Source organism: Paenibacillus mangrovi, assembly GCF_022898935.1.
Lineage (GTDB): Bacteria > Bacillota > Bacilli > Paenibacillales > Paenibacillaceae > Paenibacillus_AQ > Paenibacillus_AQ mangrovi.
Genome location: NZ_JALIRP010000011.1, coordinates 137,530 through 153,918 on the forward strand (window position 1 = coordinate 137,530; position 16,389 = coordinate 153,918).

21 protein-coding genes are annotated in these 16,389 nt (G+C 41.9%); 19 read left to right on the forward strand and 2 right to left on the reverse strand.

Features of this window, described 5'->3' with window-relative positions:
- Positions 1 to 5 precede the first annotated feature (5 nt).
- The 5 genes from MUG84_RS22385 (at position 6) to MUG84_RS22405 (ending at position 4,949) form a co-directional block, all read left to right on the forward strand.
- On the forward strand, positions 6 to 935 hold the full coding sequence (locus MUG84_RS22385) for a carbohydrate ABC transporter permease (RefSeq protein ID WP_244729116.1): 930 nt from the start codon (positions 6 to 8) through the stop codon (positions 933 to 935).
- Positions 935 to 1,828, forward strand: coding sequence for a carbohydrate ABC transporter permease (locus MUG84_RS22390; protein WP_244729118.1), 894 nt, complete (start codon positions 935 to 937; stop codon positions 1,826 to 1,828). The genes MUG84_RS22385 and MUG84_RS22390 overlap by 1 nt, the downstream gene beginning before the upstream one ends.
- Before the next feature lie 227 nt (positions 1,829 to 2,055).
- Entirely contained in the window at positions 2,056 to 3,390 is a 1,335-nt protein-coding gene (locus MUG84_RS22395; protein ID WP_244729120.1) for a hypothetical protein, read from the forward strand.
- A gap of 231 nt (positions 3,391 to 3,621) precedes the next feature.
- Positions 3,622 to 4,188 carry an RNA polymerase sigma factor gene (locus tag MUG84_RS22400; RefSeq protein ID WP_244729122.1) on the forward strand — a complete coding sequence of 189 codons (567 nt, stop codon included), beginning with the start codon at positions 3,622 to 3,624 and terminating at the stop codon, positions 4,186 to 4,188.
- A 2-nt stretch (positions 4,189 to 4,190) separates the two neighbouring features.
- Positions 4,191 to 4,949: an anti-sigma factor gene (locus MUG84_RS22405; RefSeq protein WP_244729124.1), complete on the forward strand. Its 759-nt coding sequence runs from the start codon at positions 4,191 to 4,193 to the stop codon at positions 4,947 to 4,949.
- A 39-nt stretch (positions 4,950 to 4,988) separates the two neighbouring features.
- Here the strand turns inward: MUG84_RS22405 and MUG84_RS22410 are convergent, their stop codons facing one another.
- The gene (locus MUG84_RS22410) at positions 4,989 to 5,222 is read right to left on the reverse strand and encodes a hypothetical protein (RefSeq protein ID WP_244729127.1); all 234 of its coding nucleotides are present in this window, start codon (positions 5,220 to 5,222) and stop codon (positions 4,989 to 4,991) included.
- A 177-nt stretch (positions 5,223 to 5,399) separates the two neighbouring features.
- Between MUG84_RS22410 and MUG84_RS22415 the strand changes: the two genes are divergently transcribed.
- The 5 genes from MUG84_RS22415 (at position 5,400) to MUG84_RS22435 (ending at position 7,535) form a co-directional block, all read left to right on the forward strand.
- On the forward strand, positions 5,400 to 5,594 hold the full coding sequence (locus MUG84_RS22415) for a YwbE family protein (RefSeq protein WP_425313264.1): 195 nt from the start codon (positions 5,400 to 5,402) through the stop codon (positions 5,592 to 5,594).
- A 158-nt stretch (positions 5,595 to 5,752) separates the two neighbouring features.
- On the forward strand, positions 5,753 to 5,944 hold the full coding sequence (locus MUG84_RS22420; RefSeq protein ID WP_244729131.1) for a WYL domain-containing protein: 192 nt from the start codon (positions 5,753 to 5,755) through the stop codon (positions 5,942 to 5,944).
- A gap of 12 nt (positions 5,945 to 5,956) precedes the next feature.
- Entirely contained in the window at positions 5,957 to 6,262 is a 306-nt protein-coding gene (locus tag MUG84_RS22425; RefSeq protein ID WP_244729133.1) for a hypothetical protein, read from the forward strand.
- Positions 6,263 to 6,342: 80 nt separating this feature from the next.
- On the forward strand, positions 6,343 to 6,954 hold the full coding sequence (locus MUG84_RS22430) for a flavin reductase family protein (RefSeq protein WP_244729181.1): 612 nt from the start codon (positions 6,343 to 6,345) through the stop codon (positions 6,952 to 6,954).
- Between the two features lie 155 nt (positions 6,955 to 7,109).
- Positions 7,110 to 7,535, forward strand: coding sequence for a VOC family protein (locus MUG84_RS22435; RefSeq protein ID WP_244729135.1), 426 nt, complete (start codon positions 7,110 to 7,112; stop codon positions 7,533 to 7,535).
- Between the two features lie 419 nt (positions 7,536 to 7,954).
- On the opposite strand, the gene MUG84_RS22440 is transcribed toward MUG84_RS22435, so the two are convergent.
- The gene (locus MUG84_RS22440; RefSeq protein WP_244729138.1) at positions 7,955 to 9,172 is read right to left on the reverse strand and encodes an IS110 family RNA-guided transposase; all 1,218 of its coding nucleotides are present in this window, start codon (positions 9,170 to 9,172) and stop codon (positions 7,955 to 7,957) included.
- 481 nt (positions 9,173 to 9,653) lie between these two features.
- Between MUG84_RS22440 and MUG84_RS22445 the strand changes: the two genes are divergently transcribed.
- The 9 genes from MUG84_RS22445 to MUG84_RS22485 form a co-directional block, all read left to right on the forward strand.
- A complete protein-coding gene (locus MUG84_RS22445; protein WP_244729141.1) occupies positions 9,654 to 10,295 on the forward strand; it encodes a hypothetical protein in 642 nt (213 codons plus the stop codon).
- A gap of 212 nt (positions 10,296 to 10,507) precedes the next feature.
- The gene (locus MUG84_RS22450; RefSeq protein WP_244729143.1) at positions 10,508 to 10,975 is read left to right on the forward strand and encodes a GNAT family N-acetyltransferase; all 468 of its coding nucleotides are present in this window, start codon (positions 10,508 to 10,510) and stop codon (positions 10,973 to 10,975) included.
- A 129-nt stretch (positions 10,976 to 11,104) separates the two neighbouring features.
- Positions 11,105 to 12,058, forward strand: coding sequence for a hypothetical protein (locus MUG84_RS22455; RefSeq protein ID WP_244729145.1), 954 nt, complete (start codon positions 11,105 to 11,107; stop codon positions 12,056 to 12,058).
- A gap of 170 nt (positions 12,059 to 12,228) precedes the next feature.
- On the forward strand, positions 12,229 to 13,176 hold the full coding sequence (locus MUG84_RS22460) for a phosphotransferase enzyme family protein (RefSeq protein WP_244729146.1): 948 nt from the start codon (positions 12,229 to 12,231) through the stop codon (positions 13,174 to 13,176).
- A gap of 526 nt (positions 13,177 to 13,702) precedes the next feature.
- Positions 13,703 to 14,134 (forward strand): hypothetical protein, encoded by a 432-nt coding sequence (locus MUG84_RS22465; protein ID WP_244729149.1) that lies wholly within the window; start codon positions 13,703 to 13,705, stop codon positions 14,132 to 14,134.
- The gene (locus MUG84_RS22470; RefSeq protein ID WP_244729151.1) at positions 14,131 to 15,222 is read left to right on the forward strand and encodes a serine hydrolase domain-containing protein; all 1,092 of its coding nucleotides are present in this window, start codon (positions 14,131 to 14,133) and stop codon (positions 15,220 to 15,222) included. The genes MUG84_RS22465 and MUG84_RS22470 overlap by 4 nt, the downstream gene beginning before the upstream one ends.
- 202 nt (positions 15,223 to 15,424) lie before the next feature.
- Positions 15,425 to 15,697, forward strand: a complete 273-nt coding sequence (locus MUG84_RS22475) for a hypothetical protein (RefSeq protein ID WP_244729153.1) — start codon at positions 15,425 to 15,427, stop codon at positions 15,695 to 15,697.
- 38 nt (positions 15,698 to 15,735) lie between these two features.
- The gene (locus MUG84_RS22480; RefSeq protein WP_244729155.1) at positions 15,736 to 16,005 is read left to right on the forward strand and encodes a hypothetical protein; all 270 of its coding nucleotides are present in this window, start codon (positions 15,736 to 15,738) and stop codon (positions 16,003 to 16,005) included.
- Between the two features lie 135 nt (positions 16,006 to 16,140).
- Positions 16,141 to 16,389 (forward strand): hypothetical protein (locus MUG84_RS22485; protein WP_244729157.1); only part of this gene is annotated, 249 nt, incomplete at its 3' end.

A 16,389-nucleotide genomic window follows, 5' to 3' on the forward strand; every position in this document is an offset into this window, starting at 1 on the left:
ATCTTATGGCTGCCACGACATTACAGTCAGAGAGTAAGAGGAGAGCGCGTAAGCGACTGTATACAGGATTATTATTCATTAGTCCGTGGTTGTTCGGGCTTCTCGTATTTCAGTTATTACCTATCATGACTTCACTTTATTATAGTTTAACGGATTTTAACTTGTTTGGATCCCCAGAGTGGGTGGGAGTAGATAATTTTGTTGCATTGGCCCATGACAAAAAGATGTATTTATCTTTATATAACACGATTTTTATTACGATCTTCGGGTTGTTTCCGCAGATCGCCTTTGCTCTTGTAATTGCATTGCTGCTCAATCGTGATGTAAAGGGAAAGTCGCTGTATCGTACGATTTATTTTCTGCCGACATTGGTTCCGGCGATTGCAGGATCTCTGCTCTGGATGTGGCTGTTGAACGCGCAATATGGACTTATCAATGAAGTTCTCGGTTACCTCCACCTGCCGGCGCCGAACTGGCTGTTAGATCCGAAATGGACCAAGCCTTCGCTGATTTTAATGGGATTCTGGGGGACCGGTACAACGACAATTATGTATTTGGCAGCCTTGCAGGATGTACCCAAGCTTTACTATGAAGCCGCTTCAATCGACGGGGCTAGTCCTTGGCAAAAGTTCTGGAACATTACCTTCCCTGCCATTTCCCCGATGACGCTGTTCTTGGTCATCATGGGATTGATTGGTTCGTTCCAGTATTTCTCCCAAGGATATATTTTCGCAGATGGCAATGGTCAAGCGATCGGTGGACCGGAGAACTCCATTTTATTCTACGCAATTTATTTGTACCAGACGGCATTCTCTTTCTTGAAGATGGGATATGCGTCTGCTATGGCGTGGGTGCTGTTTGTCATCGTATTTATTCTGACCATCATTGTGTTCAAAACTTCCGCCAAATGGGTGTACTACGGGGGTGAAAAGTAATGAGCGCAAATCCAACGCAAACTGTACCGCATGTAAGAAAGCTTCCAACACGCAGCAAAGCGGGTAGAAGAGTGATCAGAGAAAAGATTTTCGCTCATACCATATTGATTATTGTCGGACTGCTCTTTTTGGCTCCGTTTATCTGGCTTGTCATTACATCTTTGAAAACAGAAAATGAAATTTTCACCGTTCCGATCAAGTGGTGGCCAGATGAGCTGCAATGGAAAAATTACTCCGATGCCATCAGTATGATTCCTTTTGTGAAATATACATTAAATACGATACTCATTGCTTTGCTTAGCATTTTAGGGGTTGTCATTATCACGCCTATGGTGGCCTACGGCTTCTCCCGAATCGACTTTAAGGGACGCAACTTTCTGTTCTTCATCATGATGGGCACGATCATGCTTCCTTTTCAGGTAACGATGATCCCGATCTATGTCATGTTTAACAAAATGAACCTGATCAACTCCATCTGGCCGCTGGTTCTTTCAAGTTGGTTCGGTACGGGAATAGCCTATAATGTGTTCCTGGTTCGACAATTTTTTATGGGAATACCGCATGAGCTAAGTGAGTCGGCCAAAATCGACGGCGCCTCAGAGTTCCGTATTTATACGCAGATTATTATGCCGTTAGCCAAGCCGGCGGTTCTGACGATCGGTTTATTTACCTTCCTGGGCGCTTGGGGTGATTTCCAAGGTCCTTTGATTTACTTGAATGATCCGGAAAAATGGACTCTTTCCATTGGACTTAAGCAGTTCCTGCGTGAGAATAGGGTGGCTTGGGGGCCATTGATGGCGGCAGCTACGTTATTTACCATACCAATCGTCATTCTCTATTTCTTCGTTCAGAGGAAATTTATTGAGGGAATTTCAATCACAGGAATGAAGTAACAAGCACAAATTCGTTACTAAGTCATTGAATATAAGAGAGGCTTCTCACGGGTTCAGTTTGAACTTATTGAGAAGCCTCTTTTTAAGATTATAGAATTTATAAGTTTTCAATGAACTGAATCATTTTATAATCGCTAAGGAATATTTTTTTCCTCATCTTCAAACCGCTTTGTTCATCCCGACGTTATCTTCTAATAACATCATATTTACATAGGAGGTTGTTGAGGATGAAAAAAATGGGGAAGTTGCTGCTTACGCTTTCGCTGGGCGCAACATTGCTGGTGCCGGGGTTCGCAATGGCTGCAGAGGCCACTGTAGATACCGGAAATGTAAAAACAGACGCGCAGACTGCGGCTGAGCTCGGTTTACTGCTGGGTGATGGTAACGGTGTTAATGCCGATTATCTAGCCAAGAGTACTACTCGTGTTGAAGCAGCCATTATCTCGCTGCGGCTGCAGGGGAAGCTTGACGAGGCGAGTGCATATAAGGGTAAGGAGAACTTTGTCGATGCGAATCAGGTAGGGACAAGCAACCAGGCTGTTCTTGCTTATCTACATGACAACCCTCAATACGGTTGGAATGGCGAGGGGGCGAATCATTTCAGTCCACTTGAAACCGTTAGCTCGCAGCAGATGTATAAGGTGCTGCTAGAGGTACTAGGTTATAAATCGGATAAGGACTTCGCCTACAAAGATACGGAATCGTTTGCTGCAGGCAAAGGAATGAACCAAATCTCCAGCGTCTCCGCATTGACGAACGCTCATGTCTCCACTGCACTCGTGGAATCCCTGTCCGTATCGATGCCAGATGGACAGAAACTTTTTGATGAATTGCAGAAGGACGGAATCATTCCGGCTTCCGCTAAGCTGCCTGCAGGTGAGAGAATTGGCCTGCGCACAGATGCCAAACTTGGGACTGTCCTAGTAGACGGCAAAGGCCGCACACTTTATTTCTTCTCAAAAGACGCTCAGAATTTGGATGCCTGTCAGGGGCAATGTCTTGCAAATTGGCCTATCCTAAGTGCGGATCAACTACAGATTCCTGCTACGATGAATCCTAAAGATTTTACCGTCGTGACTCATGCGAACGGGGCGAAGCAGTGGATGTACAAAGGCTGGCCTCTCTATACGTTCGCAAAAGATGCAAAAGCTGGAGATACCCTGGGTGAAGGCGCTATGGGCGTATGGTTCGCGGCTAAGCCTGATTACCGTGTTATGCTTGGTTCCAACTCAGAGTTAGGTCAGTATCTGACGGACGATCAAGGCCGCACATTATACTATTTCACTAAGGATAAGCCGCAAATGAGCGTTTGCGAAGGCGAGTGTCTCGCCAATTGGCCGGTATATGGGACGATTGAAGGTAGTGTGCCATCAACTCTGAATAAGGAAGACTTCGGCTCCATTACGCGTCCTGACGGCAGCAAGCAAGCGACCTACAAAGGCTCACCGTTATATTACTTTGTGAAAGATATGAAGCATGGCGACACATTGGGCCAGAATGTGAAAGAGGTATGGTTCGTGGTTGATCCGGATAAATTCAGCGGTACACCAGCGGCTCAGTAGACTATACTAGAGATTGATCATGCAGCTTCGTATAACGGGATGCAGATGAAAGTTCCTCAGTGCATGTGAGAGGAGCAGTATTGACAGGAACGTCATTTCTTCGCATCAGCAGGGGAACCGTATTTATTTGGTTTCCTTGCTGATGTCTTCTTGTTTTTATCCCCCAAAATATTGTGCGTATAAAACCGGGTTAAAATATTGAACCGGTGCGACCAAGGAGGCCTCATCTGTATGCACCATCTATCTGACTACGAATTAATGCTGCTCGTGAAACAGAAGGAACAGGAAGCCTTGTCCATTTTGTACGATCGTTATGTGTCCCTCATTTATTCCTTCGCCTACAAGGCGCTTCGAGACGAACAGGCCGCACGGGACATTGTCCAATCCGTTTACGTCCGGCTGTGGACGACGGATTCGGAGTTCAATCCAGACAAGGGCAAGTTTACGAGTTGGCTTATTACAATCACCCGAAATCTGACGATGGACTGGTTGCGCCAGCAGCGTAGGCGTAGTAGCGGGCTTGTTGCTTATCTCCCTGAAGAGTTGGAAAGGATCCCTGACCAAACGCCTTCTCCTGAAGCACATGTTGAGAGAGACTCTCTCAAGGAGCAGGTTCGCAGCGCCTATCGCTTTTTGTCTAAGCAACAGATCGAGCTGGTAGAGGATTTTTATTGGCGAGGCTACAGCTTGAGAGAATTGGCCGAGCATTACAAGGAGCCTTTAGGCACCGTAAAGAACAGGCTGCATCAGGCCTTGAAAATATTGCGCAGACATCTGGTCGTAGAAGGAGAGGGATGACCTTGAACGAGAAATCACAATCTGTTTGCGAATTGTACCTGGATGTGTTATCCGGCTTATGCACGGAGGAAGAGCGTATTGCCTTTGAGCGTCATCTGCCAGGCTGTGAGGCCTGCCAAACGGAGATAGCTGAACTACAACTCGTATGGGAGGGGATTTCCGCAGATATGGAATACATCGAACCGCCGGCAGATTTGAAGCAGCAGGTGATGAAGGCGGCTTTTACTGCTGAGGGTAAAATGGCAGCTCAGCCCGCTGCTGAGACAAATCGACGAATATCAAAACCACGCTGGTTGCGAAAGGTTCCAGCCGCCGCGCTTATCGGTATGTTCCTCTTGGGCACGGCATTTAACTACTGGCTGTACCGTGAACGGGTAAGTATTACAACGGCTTCTGAAACGCAGCATGTAACCCCGTCGCAGATCAAGTTAGCCGTACCACTGCAATCTCAATCTCCTGATGATTCCAATGCTTCGGGCATTGCCTGCATCATTGACAACGGGAAGAGCAAGCAGTTTGTGGTATATGTCTACGGAGCAACTCCAACGAGCGGTGATCAAGCATATCAGGTCTGGCTCATTAAGAATGGTAAGCGTTCCAGCGCGGGAACATTCCGGGTTGCAACTGAAGGGGCCGGCGTTGGAGTAATGACGATGCCGCTGGAATCGGATGCTCTAGCTTTCGACCAGATCGGAATTACACTCGAACCGGACGATAAGGGAGATCAGCCACGCGGAAAAAAAATGTTTGGATCGGTCTAACATGCAAAAAAAGCTGCCAAACGGCAGCCTTTTTTGCTTTTAAATGTTGTTTTCGCCCTTTTGAATCCACTCACCAAACTGTTTCATTGCTTTCTCGCTGTGAACATATTTGTACGTCTTGCCGTCTTCGTAAAGGAAAATAGCGGCGCTGTCTTCGTCACCTTCAATTTCAGACGTGATCGAAAGTATACGTTCGACATCAAGCAGTTTAAAATTACCTTGTTCATCTTCAGCTGGTATCGCCTGTTGCCTTTGTTCTTCCTCTATCTCCATGGTGCATCCTCCAAATATTGTTTTGTCTTATTGTACCTGATCAGAAAGCGAATTGCATTTAACCATTCCTTCTACTTAAGGGCAATCCCTACGCCTGTGCTCATGAATATTTATTGTGATATGATATTATGCATGCCAATCCAAGCAGTCTATATATAAGAAAGGATGGTGATGAACGTGGAACCACATATGATCCGAGCGAACATCAAGCCAGGGATGAGTGTAGAAATCGTCAAGAAGGAAGATCAGCGTACAGGCAAACGAACGCAGGGCATTGTCCAAAAGCTGCTGACGAATTCACCTAATCATACCCGAGGAATCAAAGTAAGGCTAACCGACGGCACCGTGGGGCGTGTTCAAGCTATTTTGTAGCTTGTGTAAAATATGATATTTCATCCTCCTAAAGGATCTTTTGCAGCTTCAACAGCTGTGGAGGGTCCTTTTTGAATATCATATAAAATTAACCATTGAATAAAGAACAAATGTTCGGGTAAAATATAAGAACAAGAGTTCTGATTGGAGGGGTTGTTATGCTGGAAAAATACATCGGTCAAAGAGTGGAAATTGTATATCTGGATCGCACTGGGAACATCACGCAGCGCAAGATCGAGATCAAAGGTATCCGCGGCTCAATCGTACGTGCCACATGCCTGCAGACGGGAGCGCCGCGAACTTTTCGCCTTGACCGTATTCTGGCATGGCAGCCGGCTAAAATCGCGTAGGGAGTGACTGCCATGCTGGCGGATATGGAACGGAAAATTTTGCGGATTCTATTCAACTTTCTCAGCGGACGGAGAAGGCTGCCGACCATTCATGAGCTGGAGATCAAGACGGGGAAAAGGAAGGATGTCATTCTTCACTCCCTGCATGAGCTGGAGCGGCTGCAGTATATTGAATGGAAGGATAAAGCGAGCGTGCAGAGCATCGTGATTATAGAGAAGTGGGAGCGGGAAGAGCCGGCCTATGAGGAAGCACGCAACCAGAGGAGCCATCAGCAGGTGATTAGGGAAGGCAATACGGATTATTGGACGATGTATTGAGGCGATTGATGATTGACAACTACTGCAACAAATAATATCTTTGGTTTAAGATAAAAGATATTGGAGGAGGCCGCCCGATGATGATTCGAATCGATCCGAAAACGCAAAGCGAACGCGACAATTATAAGCTGCTTACCGGCAGCATTATTCCAAGACCTGTAGCCTGGGTAAGCACACTCGCTGAAAATGGAAAAGTAAATGCAGCCCCATTCAGCTATTTCAATATTGTAACGGCAGATCCGCCTATGATCTCCGTGTCCGTGCAGAGAAAGCAGGGAGTACCGAAGGATACGGCGAGAAACGCGGTGCGGGAGGGGGAATTCGTGGTCCATATCGGAGACGAGATCTCCGTCATGAAGCTGAATCAGACCGCGGCAAGTCTGCCGCCGGATCAAAGCGAAGTTGAGCTTGCCGGTCTGACAGCCATTCCGAGCGAGATGGTCCGCGTTCCTGGTATTGCTGAAGCGAAAATCCGCATGGAATGCGTGCTGGAGCGCTCCATTCTGCTAGGAGGGACAGAGGAGTCCCCATCCACGGATCTGCTCATCGGACGCGTTGTACAATTTCATGTGGAGGAAGCGCTGCTGGACCATGGGCGCATTCTGGCAGATGTTCTGAAGCCCGTCAGCCGTTTAGCCGGAAACAACTACGCCAAGCTGGGTGGCATCTTCTCTTTGGAGCGGCCGCAGTAATCTTGAAAAGACGCTTCGGCTCGCTGGCATCAGGTAGTCAAGGCTACTTGGCCAGGGACTTTTCTGCTGTTGTTCACCTTATGTCCATGAAAAAAGCAGGCTATAATGTAGAGGAAAGTTTGTACTAAACCAAACATAGATAGGGAGGACAAGTCATGAGCTTGAAGATCGCGCCATATGTTGTACTCGACGGGAACTGCGCTGAGGTGGTAGCTTTTTATGAAAAAGTGCTAGGGGCAAACAATCTGGGTATCCAGCGTTTTGGTGACATGCCGGGGAAAGGCCATTCGATGCCTGAGGAAGCAAAAAACCGCGTGCTGCATGCGGCTCTTGAATTCGACGGCCAGATGCTGTTGTTCTCCGATACCTTCCCGGGCAATCCGTATCAGCAAGGGGATCAGCTGAACATTGCCATCATGACGAAGGATCTGGAGCGATTGAAATCGATTTTTCACGCTCTTTCCGATGGTGGACAAGTCCGTATGGAGCTTCAGGAGACGTTCTGGAGTCCATCTTTTGGCATGGTACGCGACCGGTTCGGCATCACATGGCAGCTCAGCGGAGAAGCATCCGATAAATAGAATATGAAAATGGACCGGCGTAACTTAATTAGACTGATGGGTCAACGTCTGAAAAGCCACAAATAGAATATATCGAAACTTATAGTAAACGACCAAATGTAACAGTTAATGAAGCTACACCATTAACTGCCGAACAATTACAAAAAAACTTTGGTATAAAAATAATAAGCTACACTGATAGTCCTCCGATCAAAAATACATTTAAATGAGGCTCTCCTGATTGAAGGGAGCCTAAACTTGGTATTGCTGAAAAATCATTATTTCAAGCGAAACACCTGAGTCACGAAAGTAGTGATTAGTTTATTAAGCTCCCATGAAAATTAATCCGAAGTCACAGAAAAAGGCTGCATTAAAGAAGACGCAGTTCATTCATTTTTTTGAAAAGCGCCTGAACGATGGGATGTTGAGATGATTTCGAATTAGGAATTAGAAGCAATTGTCACTGAGTAACCTAAGCACTCCAGTCTTCGAACGGCATACTTTACAATAGATTGTTGCTTTTGCCTATCAAAATAGTCTTCACCTAAGTCTACGTACATTTCTTTACGAGTTAGGAGATAGTACGCAATCCTTAACATTGCATGAGCTACATTTATTGCTGCTCGTTTTTTACCTTTTCGAGCTGCTGTACGTCTATACATTGCGCCGAAATAGTTCTTTGATGCTGCAACGGAATGGGCTGCTTCAACCAAAGCAGATTTTAAATACTTGTTCCCGTTTGTGGTTTTGGCAGATTTCTTTTTCCCTGCACTTTCGTTATGTCCAGGAACCAATCCAGCCCAAGAACAAAAATACGCTGCACTAGGAAACTGTTTCTTAATATCCGTTCCGATTTCCGCTAAGATTTGTTCCGCCATTCGAGTGGCTATACCCGGGATTGAATCTAAACGCTCAACATCTTCATGGAAAGATTCTATCCGCGCAGCAACTTCCTGATCAAGCAGCTCGACTTGTTCACTCAGAAAATCAATGTGAGTTAAAATGGTTTTGATCATCAGACGCTGGTGAGGGTTTACATAGCCTTGAAGAGCCAGTTCGAGTTCTTCCTTTTTTCGCTTAAGGGTGCGTCTAGCGAAGCTCGCAAGTTTTTCAGGATCATCTTCACCGTCTGCAATGGCACGCAGCATGTCACGAGATGATAGACCCATAATGTCAGAGACAACAGAGCCAAGCTTAATATTCGCTCCTTCTAACACCTTCTGAATGCGATTGTGTTGTCTAGATCTCTCTTCAATGATGCTGCGGCGATACCGAACAAGTTCTCGTAGTTCCCGTTGATTACGGTTTGGAATGAAGCTCGCTCTAAGTAGTCCATGACGGAGAAGCTTGGCGATCCATTCCGAATCTTTGACATCAGTCTTGCGTCCAGGCAATGCCTTCATATGTTGAGCATTCACCACTAAAAATTCAATACCTTCAGCTTCAAGTAGGTTGACAATAGGCTTCCAAAATACGCCTGTACTTTCCATAGCAACGTGAGAACATTCGTGTTGTTTAATCCAATCAATGAGTTGTAATAGATGTACTGTTTTCGTTGAGAACGTTTGAACCTCCTTTCCCTTGGATGTTAGAATGCATGCTGTAATATTATCCTTATGAATGTCCATACCGCATGCTCGTTCAATGACAACTTCCACCTTAAATCTACCCTCTCTGTGGCTAAATTAGGTAAGAGGCTGGTGCAACAATCAGAGTAGGATTAATCTCCCATGAGTGCTTCCCGTAAGGGAGCGACAATCTGTGATGCACCGTGATCGTTGGAGTCAGACTAACGGTTGGGCTCTAAGGCACCATAGCTTATCGACCTTCCTCTCCCAGCCATGGTAGAAGTATTGACAGTTTCCTCGTCCCATTTTCATCATCTGTGGTGCGGCGCTTGCGCTGCATGTATGGCTAACGGGTACTATAGCTTAATAAACTAAGACGAGGCTGCCGGCATGGATCTGCAGCCTCGTTACGCTATCGGGCAGGATAATGGGGAAAAGGAATGAACAACAATTTGTCGAATACTATTTGCTAAGATAAGGAAAGGAGGATTTACTATGTGGTTTTACAGTTATAGAAAACCGATAAGAATCCGTCACCTACCTCAATATTAAAAAATTGAGGAGGATTAATGTGAAAATAAATGACAATTATTTGAAGGAACAATTAAAGCATGTGTATTGGTTAAATGGTGGTTGTTGTGCAGGGAAGACCACAATGACAAAGAAATTTGTAGAAGAGCTAGGATTTCAAACACTGGAAGATAATGTGATGAAATATAGACCATTCACAAATCCAGTTGAATATCCTGCCCTCCAGTATCCTCATCCGGGTTTAGATTGGAATAAATGGTTCAACAAACCCAATCATGAACATGTTCAATGGCTTTTCCAACTTGTCGAAGAAATGATGGATTTTTTTGTTACAGATTTGTTGAAAATGCCTACTGATAAACCAATAATTATTGATTTAGGAATTATGCCTGAGCGCATATTACCCTTTATTCCAAAAGAAAGAATGATTTGTCTTTATACTTCTGACGAAGAAATAGAAAGACTATATTTCTTTAGAGAAGACCATAAGATGATTTTGGATGTTATAAATCTTACATCAAATCCAGCGGCAACAATCGAAAACGGCAATAAAAACATGGTAAGGTTTTCTCATGACTTGAGAAACGCCTGCGTTCGAAATGGTATCAAAACACTTGAAAGAACACCTAACTTGAGTGTTAAAGAACAATTTAGAATAGTTCGTGAACATTTTGGATTATGAGATAAAAAACTCATTGTAAATTTCATTGGTAGGTAACACGAGTACAGGCTGCCTTTTGTCGGCAGCCTGTTTAACTAACGGGACACGATAGAATAACTTAAACACGGCTGTTGGCATCGATCGGCAGCCGCATTGCTAACGGGCAGGATACTTCCAATATTTGTAGAATTATTATCGGAAATTAGAAAAGATATTCTAGGGGGGACTGGTTAGTGGAATTTAGAGAAATAACGTGGGACAACTTTATTGAATGTATTGAGCTGCAAGTAACAGAAGAACAGAAACGCTTTATTTCCTCCAATCAACATGCACTCGCAGAAGCTTATATTGCCTCAAAAGAGGGTCAGGTCATTATTACATTTGCGATTTATAAAGACGAGAAGATGGTCGGCTTTTTAATGATGTATTATGACGATGGAAATGGAAATTTCGATTACAGCAGTTATGGAGTTTTTAAAATGATGATTGACAAACGATATCAGGGCAAAGGTTATGGCAAAGAAGCTATGATATACGCTATTGAATTTGTTAGAACTTCTCCGCATGGAAATGCAAGGGTTATTGAACTTACATATAAACCAGAAAACGTGGTTGCTAAAAACATATATGCATCTCTGGGGTTTGTTGAGACGGGGAATAAATTAGCTTGCGGTGAAGTACATGCTGAACTAGTTTTGTAATCTATACTTCATTGAACTAAGCGCTCGATCATGCTTGAGGCTTGCAGAAAAGCCGTTGTTCTCGCCTGTGCGCACATTCAAGGCAGTAAGTTAAATGAAGATTGAACAATTATAAAGAAATATTCACGCTTGGGGGTGACTTTCCTGGAAAAACTCGTTACTGCAGATCTTGAAAAGTTATTGAGCGCTATGATAATGAGTAGAGAGGTAATTGATGATTCAAAGAATGAAAGGCTTATTGAGAAGATTCGTCTTTTTGACAGAACAGCTTTGATTAAGTACGGATACGACGGTAATTTAAAACATGAGAGTCTTGTTTATAAAATATTACTCGAAAAAAACGATCAAGTGCCGAAAGTATTATCCAATAATAATATTGGGGGGGTGAATATCCTTGCTTTGGAATGGATAGATGGAGAACACCCGGATTTTAGCTCACCTGACCATATTGAATTGGTTTTTTCAACATTGGGAACATGGGCGGCAAGTTGGTCAACTAATGTTAAGAATTATTTCAATGAATTTGGTGAGAAGTTCCCCAACTTCTCGATATTAAGTAAATTACTTATTGACAACCGTGAAACACTAACGAAACTTCTCGGAGAAAATCTTATCGAATTTCTTACGAAAGAATGTCTTGAAAAAGGAGAACTTGTTCTTAAGAACATTCAGCGAACACCTTTAACATTAGATCCTGGTGACATATCACTCCATAATTTTATTATCAATGCTAAAAATGAAGTGTACTTCATTGATTTCGAATCATGTGCAATAAGACCTGTTATCATGCTATTTGAGCATATCGGTGAGGATTATGGCTCAATTCCCAATACACAAGGTAATATCCAATTAGCAATGGAGAGCTTCCTAAATGAATGGAATAATCGGTCAGCAAAAAAAATGGACTGGGACGACTTTTTGTATAGTCATCTAAATGCACGTATTTATTATAAAATTGGAGATTTTAACTATTGGATCAATCGAATCCTAAAAGACCATGATATCCCGCAGACGCTTGAATGGATCAACGATGGACGAAAGCAAATGACGGAGCTTTTATTACGTTTAAAGCACACAGCTTAAATGCAACAATATTTCAGACAAGAGCCTAATTCTAAGAAGAAGTGGTGATAAATCGGGTGTGTGTTTAGAGTGACGGTCAGATTAACTCTGTGCGCCTTACGGGTTGAGGTCTCTTTTACTCAGAGATAGCTTCACCTTTGCTAGGATACTAAGGTTTTGGGGGGATTTGAATGTCAGAAGTAATATGTACTGATGTGCTTTTGTCAATTTTAAACAATGAGTATGATTATACATTCACTCAATGTACTTTACTTGGACATAACTTTCATGACAACTATATTGTTCAAACCGACGAACGCATTAACTACTTTATAAGAGTGTATAAGTCTGGTGTTAGAAAACGATCTGAAATATTATTTGAGCTAGACTTCATCAACCATCTGAGAAAAAAGGGACTAAGTGTTTCTTTTCCTATACCTCGAAAAGATGCTTCGTATGTGACAGAAATAAATAGTGAATTAGGAAAAAAAGACGCAGTTATGTTCTCTTTTGCTTCAGGTGGCTTCCCAGATCCCACACAAGAAGTGAGTTATTTATATGGACGGTTTATTGCGTCATTTCAAAATGCGGCTGAAGGATTTGAATCAAAATACGCTCGATCATTCGAATTTAATTTACTTCATACTGTTGATTTGTCATTAGAAATTATTCGTCCATTCCTAACGTATCGAGATTCAGATCTTAAATATCTAGAAAAATTAGCACTAATGATGAAAGATAAAATAACTAAGTTACCTGTTGACGATTTGCGAAAGGGGACTTGTCACGGTGACCTTCATTTTATGAATGTATACATAGATAAGAATAAATTTACTTTATTTGATTTAGATTGTTGTGCTAATGGTTTTCTTGCATTTGATTTAGGAACCATACGTTGGGAATGTGCATTTGAAGATGATTTGTGGGCGTTATTTTTAAAAGGGTATACGGAAATAAGAGAATTAAACGATGTTGAGCGGCAGGCAATCCCACTGTTTTCTACAGTAAGAAATATATGGGCAATAGGTCATAATCTCACTTATAGAGATATTTTCAAGGTTAAGGAGTTTGATGATGAGTATTGGGATAACAATATGAAATTAATTAAAAAGTGGGCTAATAATAATGGTTATCTTTAGGTAATCAGGCGAAAGACCAATTGATTCAAATCTTAATACCAGATTATTTACTTAGGGTTGGTTTTCAGGGGGTTAAAACCAGAGAACAAGTAAAGTACGGTGGTTTTGGTACTGTTCTTATGGGGATATTATTTTCAAGGTGAAACGATCAAGGTACCGTTTCTAGATATAATGAATGTAGGATATGCATAAAAGGTTAGGTTTTACTGCGAGTGCATCGCTTAGATATATCATGGTATTTGATAAGCTGCTTAGGCACTTAGAAGAAGACGATAGAATAAACCTGAAAGAAAAATCAAGTCATCTATTGTTAGTCACTCAGGAACTGCTTAAATTGGCAGAAGAGTCTTGGAACCTTAGAAGTCAAATAATATAGTGCATCATACAATTCTGCATGTTTCATCGTTACGCTAACGGGCCACTAGATTGTTAAGCTAACGGGACACGATAGTTCAATAGATATACTAACACGCGGCTGCCAGCATGGATCGGCAGCCGTGTTGCGCTAACGGGCAGGATAATGGAGTTGAATGTGGAATTATTTTACTACACAAACAAGGGGGGGATGCACAAAATAACTTCAATAGACGATACAGATGAGTATATGATTCTGGTAAATGTAGCAGATGCAGAGGCTTCTTTTTCTCAGTTAATTTCCGATTTTCACCATAAATACCCATCACTAGAGATACATGAAATTTACAAAGTTGCAACTGAAAAGCTGGAAAGGCTTCTAATTGAAGAACTATTAGGAGTAGTGAAAATTAAATATCAATGCTGGGATGATGTGGCTCGAACAGAACATCTTTTTCTTTCGGATTCATTGCTTCTAATTAATAAACCAGGTACCTGGGACCGAGAAAGTGATGAGGTTTATCGCCTATGTGCGACAGATTCAGGTTTGAACCTGTTGGATACGTCAGATCAAATTTATGGTATGAAGGGTGAGTCTAAATGACCAATATGATACTTTCAGAGGTTAATCTCGACAAATTCGATTCTTTTATTCAAGATGAACTGGTTGCACATGATAAATTCTCTGGTTGTGTGTTGGTTGCTAAACATGGTGAAGTGCTATACAATAGAGCTTTTGGAATGGCACATAAAGGGTATGGAATTCCAAATATGACGGATACCAAGTTTAATCTTGGCTCAGTAAATAAGATGTTTACTGCTGTATCTATCATGAAGTTAGCTGAGGACGGTCTATTAAAGATCGATGATATGATAGGTAAATACTTGCCTAATTTGCCTGAAGAACTAGCGAATAAAGTATCTATTCATCAGCTCCTTACACATACTTCAGGAACAGGTCTCTACTGGAATGATAAATTCAAAGCTAAGTTTACAGAACTTAAGACTGTTGACGACTATTTTCCACTCTTTATTAATGACCCTTTGCTATTTGAGCCTGGTACAAGTTGGGCCTATAGCAACTCTGGATATATTATATTAGGAGCAATAATTGAGTCTGTATCAGGTAAAGATTACTTTACATTTGTAAGAGACACAATTTATACCCCTGCCAATATGCTTAATACGGATTGTTATGACTTGGAGTATGACGTATCCAATCTAGCAATTGGATATACGCGCCTGGGAACGGAAGAAGATGGGGACCCTTGGCGTAATAATACATTTCTTCATGTTATTAAAGGTGGTCCCGCAGGTGGGGGCTATTCTACTGTTGAAGATTTATTAAGATTCGATATCTCTCTCCGAAATAACAAACTCCTAAGCTCTGAATGGACTTCTCTTGCTACGACAGATAAATTTCTCTCACACGAGAAACCAGAAATGAGAATGCAGTATGGTTATGGATTCATGGATGTTAGAATGCACGGAGAAAGGATTATCGGTCATAATGGCGGATTTCCTGGTGTTAGCGCGTTATTGAATATGTATTTGAATAGTGGCTATACATTAGCTGTATTATCGAATTACGATGTAGATCGCGGTATTATGGGAGTACATTTGAAATTCGATGAATTGCTTTTTGCAAATCAGAGTAGCGCGAGTAGCGATTCAACTAACGAGGAACTATAGTTAATAAATAACTAAAACGCGGCTGCCGGTATGTATCGGCAGCCGCGTTGTGCTAACGGGCAGGATAGTTGAAAGGTTTCGCGAATACCCTACATATGGAATTATTTGTGGAGATCGTGAATAAGACAGTAGATAAAATTGGGCTAGTGCAAGAAAATCTATAGATCATTAATTATTAACTTTTTTCATGGGGGAATCAATAATGAATAAAGAACCATTACTACAATTGATTAAAGTTCTTTTATTTGGTGTACTTTCAATAATTGGACTTATTGTTTTGTTGAATTCTGTAGATTGGGGTAAGGAATCTGTAAACCATTATTTGCAAATGAAAATGGGAGGTAGTATGGATACTTCTGAATATCAAATAATGATGAAATACTATATTAGTTCATATAAATTAATCGGATCAATTCTATTAATTTTAAGTGGATATTTTTTCCTTATAAACATAGAGAAATTCAAATTAAATTAACTATTTCTGTTATATAGGGGGCGGATTAATGAAGAAGCGTGATTCAAGAAACAGAAACTGACGGTTATGTTTATGGGGAGATAACAGACCATCTTCATTATGACGATGATATAGGTTGCTTGACAGGAGATGGTTTTGTTCAAGCGCCAGATGGAAGTAGGGCAGGAGTAATCTGGCAGGTTGAGGATGTTGTAACCGTTTCTGTATGTAGAGAACCTGAGGAGGACAGATGGGGAGTTTACAATGTATGGTTTGACAAACCCATAAAAACGACTTCATATCACGCAGCAACTGGTAAGAAAGATTAAACTAACGGGACACGGTAGCTGAATATCATACTTGTCGAGCAGGCTGCCTAAGCCTGCTTATTTTTTTGAACAAAGGGCAGGATAACGTAACATATTGCAACTTCCTGCGTTAGTGTTATTAGAAGGGGTGAAGTTATGAGGAGTTTTTCTTTTGTTTTTCTAATCCTGTGTTTTCTAATAAGTGGATGTAGTGGTGGCACTCATATCGAAAGTAAACCAATACTTTATGATTTCACTGAGCCTTATAGATTCCCATTTGAAGTTAATGATGTTCGTACAGAGATCGAAATTTATAATCCGGATTTATTCCAACAATACGTATTTCATTATAAAAACAAGCAGACTAAACAAGAAATAAACTACATTTTAAGTAAAGTTAATGAG

What these genes read in the sequence shown, in the direction of transcription:
- MUG84_RS22425 (WP_244729133.1), top strand. Translation starts at nt 5,957, where the DNA reads ATGCTGGCGGATATGGAACGGAAAATTTTGCGGATTCTATTCAACTTT.
- MUG84_RS22460 (WP_244729146.1), top strand. Translation starts at nt 12,229, where the DNA reads ATGTCAGAAGTAATATGTACTGATGTGCTTTTGTCAATTTTAAACAAT.
- MUG84_RS22470 (WP_244729151.1), top strand. Translation starts at nt 14,131, where the DNA reads ATGACCAATATGATACTTTCAGAGGTTAATCTCGACAAATTCGATTCT.
- MUG84_RS22395 (WP_244729120.1), top strand. Translation starts at nt 2,056, where the DNA reads ATGAAAAAAATGGGGAAGTTGCTGCTTACGCTTTCGCTGGGCGCAACA.
- MUG84_RS22430 (WP_244729181.1), top strand. Translation starts at nt 6,343, where the DNA reads ATGATTCGAATCGATCCGAAAACGCAAAGCGAACGCGACAATTATAAG.
- MUG84_RS22420 (WP_244729131.1), top strand. Translation starts at nt 5,753, where the DNA reads ATGCTGGAAAAATACATCGGTCAAAGAGTGGAAATTGTATATCTGGAT.
- MUG84_RS22410 (WP_244729127.1), bottom strand. Translation starts at nt 5,222, where the DNA reads ATGGAGATAGAGGAAGAACAAAGGCAACAGGCGATACCAGCTGAAGAT.
- MUG84_RS22385 (WP_244729116.1), top strand. Translation starts at nt 6, where the DNA reads ATGGCTGCCACGACATTACAGTCAGAGAGTAAGAGGAGAGCGCGTAAG.
- MUG84_RS22475 (WP_244729153.1), top strand. Translation starts at nt 15,425, where the DNA reads ATGAATAAAGAACCATTACTACAATTGATTAAAGTTCTTTTATTTGGT.
- MUG84_RS22390 (WP_244729118.1), top strand. Translation starts at nt 935, where the DNA reads ATGAGCGCAAATCCAACGCAAACTGTACCGCATGTAAGAAAGCTTCCA.
- MUG84_RS22400 (WP_244729122.1), top strand. Translation starts at nt 3,622, where the DNA reads ATGCACCATCTATCTGACTACGAATTAATGCTGCTCGTGAAACAGAAG.
- MUG84_RS22435 (WP_244729135.1), top strand. Translation starts at nt 7,110, where the DNA reads ATGAGCTTGAAGATCGCGCCATATGTTGTACTCGACGGGAACTGCGCT.